This window comes from Chthoniobacterales bacterium (genome assembly GCA_036569045.1).
Classification (GTDB): Bacteria; Verrucomicrobiota; Verrucomicrobiia; order Chthoniobacterales; family JAATET01; genus JAATET01.
Window position 1 is genome coordinate 60907 of record DATCRI010000037.1, and the last position, 9385, is coordinate 70291.

Here is a 9385-nt window from a genome sequence, read left to right on the forward strand (position 1 = left end):
GTTTCGCATGCCGCCGACCTTCCTCCTCGCCGGCGGACGTTTCGAACCCGCCGACGGCATTCCGCTGACCGATCGCGGATTCCGCTACGGGATGTCCGTCTTCGAGACGGTTGGCATCCGCGCCGGCCGCCCACTCCTGCTCGACGCCCATCTCGCGACGCTGGCGGCCTCGTTTCACGCCGCCGGCTTTCGCGTCCCTGCGGATTGGTCGGAGGCGGCCCGCGATGCCCTCCTGCGCCCGGCAGTTTCCGAGGGCGTGGCCCGCATTTATGGCACCGCCGGAGACCGCGACGGCGACGAATCCCGGGTAGCCCTGCTCTTCGAGGCCATGCCCATCCCGACCGAACTCTCCCGCGCTCGCGCCGTCACCGTGGCCTTCACGCCCGCGACGCCGTTCGGCAAGACCGGCAACTACTGGCCGCACTTTCTTGCGCGCCCCGCCAGCGGCGACGAGGCCATTCTTTGCGCTCCCAACGGAACCCTGCTCGGCGGAGCGATGGCCAATCTCTTCCTCGTGCGCGATGGCAATTTGCTGACCCCGCGCCATCCCGTGCGCCGCGGAGTGGTGCGGGCGTGGACCGTTGGCATCGAGGCCGATCTCACCCGCGCCGATCTCGCCACTGCCGAGGCCGCCTTCCTCACGAACAGTCGCCTCGGGCTCTGCGCGCTCACCGTGATCGACGGGCGTGAACTGCCGGATCACCCGCTCGTCACCACCACGTGGGAGCGCTACCGCTCGGAGGTTCTCCGTGCCAGCTAAGGCCCTGCTCGCGCGGCTCGAGGCGGCTCTCGGTGAGCGCCGAAGCTACGAATCGGTCGCCCCCGCCGCACAATCCGCCGTTGCCGCGCTGCTCGTCGGCCGTTCGACCGGCCACACCTGGATCTTCTGCGCGGACGTCCGGCGCCAGGAAGAGATCGCCGCCGACCTCGCCACATGGGGCGTCCGCGCGGCCGCCTTCCCTCCTCTCGAAAAAATCGGCACCGGCGAGGACGAGGACGTGCTTGCCGATCCCGAGACCCTATCCGAGCGACTCGAGATCCTCGGCCGACTCGCGGGCGGTGCAAAGGCGCAGGTCATCGTCGCCGTGGGCTCCGAGCTGGAGGGCCGCGTCGCCGCGCCGGAAACATTTCGCCGCGACGCGCTCAAGTTCACGCCAGGCCAGCGCATCGATCTCGCCGCTACGGAGGCCACGCTCGCCAAAGGCGGCTACGACGAAGTTCCCAAAATTTTTGGGCGCGGCCAGTTCGCGCGCCGTGGCGGGATTCTCGATATTTACTCGTGGCAGCACCCACTGCCCGTGCGCATCGAACTCTTCGACGACGAGGTCGAGAGCATTCGCGAGTTCCAGCTCGACAGCCAGATTTCCGTCGGTCCGCTCGACCACTGCGGCATCCTGCTCGGCGATCCCGACAGGAAGCTCGTGCCGCTCGAAACGTATTTCGGCAAAAACGACACGCGCATCGCGATCGATTGCGACGGCGTGCCGGATGCGATCGTCCTCACTGACGGCGGCGAAAGCGACGTCCCACTGTTTCCTCCCGGCATCGATTTCTTCGAGGCCGGCGACTTCGTGGTCAACGAAGCCAAGCGCCAGCGCTTCTTCCGCCAGATCCAGGAATGGGCCGCCGATGGCTGGCATGTCGCGCTCGTCTGCAACAACGAGGGCGAGTGGGAGCGCTTTGGCGAACTGGCTCGCGAGAACGGCCTCGATCCCGGCGTGCTGGAGTATCTGCAGGGCAGTCTCACCGCCGGCTTCACCTGCCCGGCCGCGCGGCTCGCAATCCTGAGCGATGCCGAGCTCTTTGGGCGCAGTTCCAGCCAGAAGGCCCGCCGCGTCCTCGTGCGGCGCGAGCGCGCGATGGCGTCGCGGGCGGCGATGGATTTCACCGAGTTCGAAGAGCGCGATCTCGTTGTGCATCTCGAGCACGGCATCGGCCGCTACCTCGGCATGGAAAAATCCGCGGAGGGCGGCGACCAGCTCGTCATCGAGTTCGCCGAAGAATCCCGGCTCTTCGTGCCGCTGGAGCAGGCGTGGCAGGTCTCGCGCTATGTCGGCCTCGGTCGAAAAAATCCGCCGCTCAGCGAACTCGGCGACGGAAAATGGCAGCGCGCGAAGAGCAAGGTCGAGCGCTCGATCTTCGAATACGCGACGACGATGCTGCGCCTGCAGGCCGAGCGCGACACCAGCCTCGGCCACGCCTTCGGCCCCGACACGCACTGGCAGCAGGAATTCGAACGCAGCTTTGTCTTCACGACGACTGCGGACCAGGCACGCGCCATCGACGAGTCGAAAGCCGACATGGAAGGCACGCGCCCGATGGACCGTCTCATCTGCGGCGACGTCGGCTTTGGCAAGACGGAGGTGGCCATTCGCACCGCGTTCAAGGCCGTGATGGGCGGCAAGCAGGTGGCCTTCCTCGCTCCGACGACCGTGCTCGCGCAGCAGCATTGCCAGACGCTGAAGGAGCGCATGAGCGACTACCCGATCACGGTCGAGGCGCTGCATCGCTTCCGCACGAAGGCCGAGCAGACGCGCGCCGTGAAGGGCCTGCTCGACGGCGGCGTGGATATCGTCGTCGGCACGCACCGCCTGCTCAGCGAAGACGTCGTCTTCAAGAATCTCGGCCTCGTCATCGTGGACGAGGAGCAGCGCTTTGGCGTGAAGCACAAGGAGCGCCTCAAGGAGCGCTTCCGCCTCGTCGACGTCCTCACACTCTCGGCCACACCGATCCCGCGCACGCTCTACCTCGCGCTGATGGGCGCTCGTGACATGTCGCTCATCGAGACGCCGCCGCCGAATCGCCAGCCGGTCGAGACGATCATCTGCGCCTACGACGAACGCGTGATGCGCGACGCCCTCCAGCGCGAACTCCAGCGCGGCGGCCAAGCCTACATCCTCCACAACCGCGTCGCCACGATCGAGCGGCTCGCCCTGCGCATTCGCGAGCTGTGCCCCGGCGCGCGCGTCGGCGTCGGCCACGGCCAGATGGACGAGCACGAACTCGAAGCCATCATGGCGAAATTCATTGCCGGCGAACTCGACGTGCTCGTCTCGACCACGATCATCGAAAGCGGCCTCGATATCCCGAACGCGAACACGATCATCATCGATCGCGCCGACCGCTTCGGTCTCGCCGATCTCTACCAGCTCCGCGGTCGCGTCGGGCGTTCGCATCACAAGGCCTACGCCTACCTCATGCTGCCCCGCGAGCTCATGACGACCGGCATTGCCCGCAAGCGCGTGCAGGCGATCCGCCAATACTCCGAGCTCGGCGCCGGCTTCAAGATCGCCATGCGCGACCTCGAGATTCGCGGCGCCGGCAACATCCTCGGCACCGCGCAGAGCGGCCACATCCTCGCCGTCGGGTTCGACCTGTATTGTCGCCTGCTCAAAAAATCCGTCGCCACGCTCAAGGGGGAGACCGGCCGCTCCGGGGCCGCGGCGAACGTCCGCCTCGATTTTCTGGTGACGAACGAGCCGGAATTCCTCGCCGCGACCGGCGACCAGGCGCCCGCCTTCCTGCCCACCAGCTACATCACCGACCCGCCCGCGCGCATCGACGCCTACCGCCGCCTCGCCGATGCCCCCGACAAGGCCGCCCTCGATCGTCTCCGCGACGAATGGCGCGACCGCTTCGGCCCCCTGCCTCCCGCCGTGGAAAACCTGCTCGTCCTCCAGGCCATCCGCTTGCTGGCGGCCTCGAAGCGCATCCCGAGCGTCGAGGCCCGCGACGGCAAACTCATGCTCAAAAAGAAGGGCGATTACCTGCTCTTCGGGGGCAAGTTCCCCCGCTTGACTTCGCCAACCCCGGAAATAAGGTTGCGCGAGATTTTGACGTTTCTGCAAAAACGTCCGCTTTTGTGATGACCCGACTTACCGCCCTTGCCTCCGCCCTTGCCGTCCTTCTGGCGGCTCCCCTGCTGCGTGCTCAGCAAAGCGAGGTCATCGACGGCATCGCCGCGGTGGTCAACGGCGACGTCATCACCTACTCGCAGGTCCGCGAGATGATCGGCGCCCGAGAGCGTGCCCTCCGCGGCGCCTACCAGGGCACGGAACTGGAGAACAAGATCAAGGAAATGCGCCTTTCCGCGCTCAAGGATCTCGTCGACCGCCAGCTCATCCTTCAGGAATTCAAGAAGAAGGAAAAAGACGGCGCCACCATTCCTGCCTACGTCATCGACGAACGCGTGAAGGACATCATCCGCGAGGAATTCGGCGGGGACCGCTCGGCTTTCGTCCGCACGCTCAAGAGCCAGGGCTACACCGTCACGAAGTTCAAGCAGATCGAGCGCGACAAATTCATCGTGCAGGCCATGCGGCAGACCTACGTGAAGGACGATTTTGTCATCTCGCCCACGCAGATCCAGAGTTACTACGACAAGCACAAACTCGACTACTCCACGCCCGAGCAGGTGAAGCTGCGCATGATCGTGCTGCGTGAGGACGACAACAGCGACACCGGCCTCGCCGGCGGCAAGAAGGAAATGGCCAAGGAAATCCGCGCCAAGCTCGCCGCCGGGGCGGAGTTTGGTCGAATGGCCCAGATGTATTCCGAGGATCCCACCACGCAGGCCGCGGACGGCGATTGGGGCTGGATCGACTCGAAACAGCTCAGCGAAGAGCTCACCGCCAAGGCCTTTGCCCTGCGCGCCGGCGAGATCAGCGACGTGATCCAAATCGGCAATTCCTACTACATCATGATGGTCGAGGCCCGAAAGAACGCGTCGACCAAGCCGATCGGCGAAGTTCGCGACGAGATCGAACAGAATCTCATTCAGGCCGAGAAGACGAAGGAACTCGAGCGCTGGCTCGATACCCTGCGCCAGAACGCCTACATCAAGATCTACTCCTAGGAGGCTCCGCCCGTCCCCGCCGTGGCCCCCCGCATTGCGATTACGCTGGGAGACCCGGCCGGCATTGGTCCGGAGGTCATTCGCACCGCCCTTGATCGTCCGGAAGTTCGCGCTCTCGGCGATTTCGAGGTCATCGGCGACGAATCCAGCTTCACTCCGGGCCAGCCCGACGAACGCAGCGCCCGTGCCGCCTTTGCCGCGCTGGAGGAGGCCGCCGCACGGGCTCGCGCCGGGGAATTCGCCGCCGTGGTCACCGGCCCGATCTCGAAGCGGCAGATGCACGCCGTCGGCTTCGACTTTCCGGGTCAGACCGAGTTCTTCGCGGATCGCACCGACACGTCGAATTTTGCCATGTGCCTCACCGGCGGCGCGCTCACCGTGGCACTCGTCACCGTTCACGTTCCGTTGCAAGCCGTGCCGGCTCTGCTTTCCAGTCCCGAGATCGTTCGGGTCGGCTCGCTGCTCTCGGATTTCCTCCGCCAACGCGGCGTCAAATCGCCCCGGATCGCCATCGCCGGTCTGAATCCGCACGCCGGCGAGGAAGGAGACATCGGTCGCGAGGAAATCGACCTCATTGCCCCGGCGGTGACCACGCTTTCGAAACGCCATCCCGAGGCCGCATTCACGGGCCCGCTTCCGCCCGACACGGTGTTCTTTCGCGCCGTCGCGGGGGAGTTCGACGCGGTGCTTTGCATGTATCACGACCAGGGCCTGATTCCCCTGAAACTGCATGCCTTCGACGCGGGCGTGAACGTCACCCTCGGCCTGCCCTTTCCGCGGACGAGCCCCGACCACGGCACCGCCTACGCCCTCGCCGGAAAAGGCATCGCCCGACCCGACAGCATGGTCGCGGCCATTCGCCTCGCGGCCGAGCTCGCCGGCTGATTTCTTCTCAGGGATCGCAGAGGACGCGGAGCACCTTCGAGGCTTTCCTCGCGCCCTTCAATCGCTCCGGACGCTTCGCGACTCACCTCGCCGTCCGTAAAATGCATGTGGGCGGTGAGGCTTTCGCCCCACCGCCCAACATGACTCCCTTTTAACCCTGATTCTTCGTCCTAAACGGCCTTCTCGCCGGTCTCGTCGGTGCGGATGCGGATCGCTTCCTCGACGGGAGAGACAAACACCTTGCCGTCGCCGATCTTGCCGGTCTTGGCGGCCTTCACGATGGCTGCCGTCGCGCTCTCGAGCAGAGAGTCGGAGAGAACAACCTCGATCTTGATCTTCGGCAGGAAGTCGACCGTGTATTCGCTACCGCGGTAGATTTCCGTGTGGCCCTTCTGACGGCCGAAGCCTTTGACTTCGCTGACCGTCATTCCCTCGATCCCGAGGTCGGCGAGCGCGTCTTTGACTTCTTCCAGTTTGAACGGCTTGATGATGGCTTCGATCTTTTTCATGGATTGTGAGTATTAAGGATCTCCCGGCTGAATTAGTTGAGGATGTAGCCCTCTTCGCCGTGATCCGCAACGTCGAGCCCCTGGCTTTCCGCCTCGGGGATCGGTCGCAGGCCGATCGTGAACTTGATGAGGAACGCGATCACCGTAGTCGCCACGACGGACAGGACGATGGTGATGGCGATGGCCTTGAACTGGCTGACCATGAGGGTCGCCTTGAGCTCGGGAGTGATCACGGAATTCGCTTCAGGCGAAGCGAGGAGACCGGTCATGATCGCCCCGAGGGTGCCGCCGACGCCGTGGACGCCGAAGGTGTCGAGCGCGTCGTCATAACCGAGCATTTTCTTCATGTAAGTGACCGCGAGGAAGGGGATAATGCCCGCTGCCACACCGATGATCATCGCGCCAGTCGCAGTGACGAAACCGCACGCAGGAGTGATCACGACGAGACCGCCGACGATGCCGGAGCAGAAGCCGAGCACGCTGGGCTTGCCCTTGAAGAGCCATTCCATGACGGCCCAGACGAAACCACCGGTGGCGGCAGCCAGCATCGTGGTCGCGAAGGCATTGGAGGCGACCATGTCTGCGCCAAGAGCAGAACCGGCATTGAAGCCGAACCAGCCGACGTAGAGCATGCCAGTGCCGACCATGCAGAGCACCATCGAGTGCGGGGGCATGGGCTCCTTGCCGAAACCGAGGCGCGGGCCGAGGATGAGGCAGAGAACGAGAGCAGACCAGCCGGAGGACATGTGCACCACCGTGCCGCCAGCGAAGTCGATCGCCTTGATCGCGGCGTCAGGATTCGCGATACCAGCCATGAGGCCCTTCACCGACCACACCATGTGGGCGAGCGGGAAATAAACGGCGAACATCCAGAGCGCGGTGAACACCAGGATCGAGATGAACTTCATGCGCTCAGCCGTGGCCCCGAAGATAAGGGCCGGGGTGATGATCGCGAAGGTGAGCTGGAACATCGCCCAGACGTCATCGGAGATCCAATACCAGCCGGCGCCCACGTTGCCGGGTTTGATCCCGTTGAAGAACGCGGCCGAGAAGTCGCCGATGTAGGGGCTCTCGCCATTGAACGCGAGGCTGTATCCGCAGAGATACCAGAGGATCGTCACCAGGCCGGTGATTCCCAGGCACATCGCGAGGATGGACAGGACATTCTTCGAGCGGACGAGGCCGCCATAGAAGAGCGCCAGACCGGGGAGCGTCATGAACAACACGAGCGCCGCGGCGGTCATCTGCCAGGCGTTGTGACCCGGGCCAGGGACGTTGATCTTGCCAGCGACATCAGGCGTGCGGGCCGCGTTATTGAAGTAAGCTTCAATATCAGCCACGCGCTGGTCGAGGGTGGGCTCAGGGGTGGCCGGAGTGGCCGCTACAGGAGCAGGAGCCGCGGTCGCGTCTTCCTGGGCCCAGGACGATCCGACGCACACAGTCGCGCCGATGAGCGCGGCAGCGAGCAGGGACGTCCACTTTCGACTTTTTATAAACATGGTATAGCTGAATTGTGGGTTGGTTATGGATGTGGATGAACCGCCGGGGACGCTCAGAGCTGCCGTGGCGGCGGAAACAAAAAAGCAAGTGGCATGCCAATGATGGAAGTCTCGGAATTCAGCCAACTTAACGCATTTTCCCACCGACTTTCCCGCCCACCGACCGCCCCATCCTCATTTCCCGTAACCTCTTGGTAAAAAACAGACAGACCCCGACCGCGGCCCCGGCGAACGCCCTCTCTCGCCCCCTTCATCCCAATCTTCGCATGTTGCGTTACCTGCGCCGCTACCCGGGCCTGGCAACCGCCACGATGACATGCGCCATCATCGGGACGCTCACCGTAGTCGTCTTTCCCGACGTAACCCGTCGCATCATCGACGACGCCATTCGCGGCAATCGACCGGACCTCCTCACGCCGCTGATCGCCACTGCGTTTGCAGCCTTTCTCGCGCAGGGGTTCCTGAACGCCCTGCGAATCATTTTTAACAATGTCTTCGAGCAGAAGGTGATTTTAGACCTGCGCAGCGATCTCTACGCGCACATTCAGAGTCTCCCGCTGCACTGGTTCGACAACCGCGCCACCGGCGATGTGATGACGCGTCTCGTGGAGGACGTCACCTCCGTGGAGCGCGTCCTCATCGACGGGGTCGAGCAGGGCACGGTCGCCGTCCTGCAAATCGCCGTCGTGGGCGTGCTGATGATCATCTACAACCCCGGCCTTACCCTTGTCGCCGCCCTTCCGCTTCCCCTGCTGGCCATCGGCGCCGCGGCCTACACCTTCACCGCGCGAAATCGTTATCGCGGACAGCGCCGCGCCGCGTCGGACATGAACGCCATTCTTCACGACAATCTGTCGGGCATTCGCCAGATCAAGACCTACACCAGCGAAAGGGCCGAGCATGCGCGCTTCAACGGCGCCAGCCGCCGCCTCGCCGACGCCACCCTCGTCGTCATGCGCGCCTGGGCGATCTACAACCCCGCCATGACCTTTCTCACCGCCTGCGGCTCGGTCGCCATCATTGGCTACGGCGGACACGAAGTTTTCACCGGTCGGATGGACGTCGGCGCCCTGTTTGCCTTCATGGTGCTCGCGCCGCTGCTTTACGAACCCATCGGCCGCCTTCATTCGCTCAACCAGATTTTCCAGGCCGGCCGCGCCGCCGGCGAACGCGTCTTCGAGATCATGGATGCCGCGCCCGAGCCGACCGGTCCCGCGTCGTCCTCGACAGAGGCCCGCCCGATTCGCGGCGACGTGCGCTATGAAGACGTCGCCTTCTCCTATGCGGCGGACATGCCCGTCCTCCGTGACATCGATCTCCACGCCGCGCCCGGGCAGATGATCGCCCTCGTCGGCAGCACCGGCGCCGGCAAATCCTCCCTCGTTAACCTCCTCCCGCGTTTCTACGAGCGCACCGGCGGGCGCATTCTTCTCGATGGCCGCCCGATCGAGGAATATCCGGTCGCCGCACTCCGCCAGGCCACCGCGATGGTCACGCAGGAGAGCTTCCTCTTCAATGGCACCACCGCCGAGAACCTGCGCGTCGGCAAGGCCAGCGCCACCGAAGACGAAATGTGGGAAGTGCTCGAAGCCGCCAACGCCGCCGACTTCATCCGCCGCCTGCCGAAAGGTCTCCAC

The 9385-nt window shown here is 64.6% G+C and carries 7 protein-coding genes; 5 read left to right on the forward strand and 2 right to left on the reverse strand.

The window, feature by feature from the left end; all coding sequences use genetic code 11:
• The first annotated feature begins 7 nt into the window (after positions 1-7).
• The 4 genes from VIM61_07495 to pdxA are packed head-to-tail and all read left to right on the forward strand — an operon-like array spanning position 8 to position 5740.
• On the forward strand, positions 8-760 hold the full coding sequence (locus VIM61_07495) for an aminotransferase class IV (GenBank protein ID HEY8900239.1): 753 nt from the start codon (positions 8-10) through the stop codon (positions 758-760).
• Complete coding sequence (gene mfd / locus VIM61_07500) at positions 750-3866, forward strand: transcription-repair coupling factor (GenBank protein ID HEY8900240.1); 3117 nt, start codon at positions 750-752, stop codon at positions 3864-3866. Before VIM61_07495 ends, mfd begins: the two co-directional genes overlap by 11 nt.
• Positions 3866-4855, forward strand: a complete 990-nt coding sequence (locus VIM61_07505) for a peptidyl-prolyl cis-trans isomerase (GenBank protein HEY8900241.1) — start codon at positions 3866-3868, stop codon at positions 4853-4855. Before mfd ends, VIM61_07505 begins: the two co-directional genes overlap by 1 nt.
• A 21-nt stretch (positions 4856-4876) precedes the next feature.
• Positions 4877-5740, forward strand: a complete 864-nt coding sequence (pdxA, locus tag VIM61_07510) for a 4-hydroxythreonine-4-phosphate dehydrogenase PdxA (GenBank protein ID HEY8900242.1) — start codon at positions 4877-4879, stop codon at positions 5738-5740.
• 170 nt (positions 5741-5910) lie between these two features.
• Here the strand turns inward: pdxA and VIM61_07515 are convergent, their stop codons facing one another.
• Both VIM61_07515 and VIM61_07520 read right to left on the reverse strand, forming a co-directional pair.
• Positions 5911-6249, reverse strand: coding sequence for a P-II family nitrogen regulator (locus VIM61_07515; protein ID HEY8900243.1), 339 nt, complete (start codon positions 6247-6249; stop codon positions 5911-5913).
• Positions 6250-6281: 32 nt separating this feature from the next.
• Positions 6282-7748, reverse strand: a complete 1467-nt coding sequence (locus tag VIM61_07520; GenBank protein HEY8900244.1) for an ammonium transporter — start codon at positions 7746-7748, stop codon at positions 6282-6284.
• A 266-nt stretch (positions 7749-8014) separates the two neighbouring features.
• On the opposite strand from VIM61_07520, the gene VIM61_07525 reads away from it, so the two are divergent.
• A partial coding sequence (locus tag VIM61_07525; GenBank protein HEY8900245.1) for an ABC transporter ATP-binding protein occupies positions 8015-9385 on the forward strand: 1371 nt, incomplete at its 3' end.

Coding starts and splice junctions, on each gene's coding strand:
- VIM61_07495 (HEY8900239.1), top strand. CDS start 8: ATGCCGCCGACCTTCCTCCTCGCCGGCGGACGTTTCGAACCCGCCGAC.
- VIM61_07505 (HEY8900241.1), top strand. CDS start 3,866: ATGACCCGACTTACCGCCCTTGCCTCCGCCCTTGCCGTCCTTCTGGCG.
- VIM61_07515 (HEY8900243.1), bottom strand. CDS start 6,249: ATGAAAAAGATCGAAGCCATCATCAAGCCGTTCAAACTGGAAGAAGTC.
- VIM61_07520 (HEY8900244.1), bottom strand. CDS start 7,748: ATGTTTATAAAAAGTCGAAAGTGGACGTCCCTGCTCGCTGCCGCGCTC.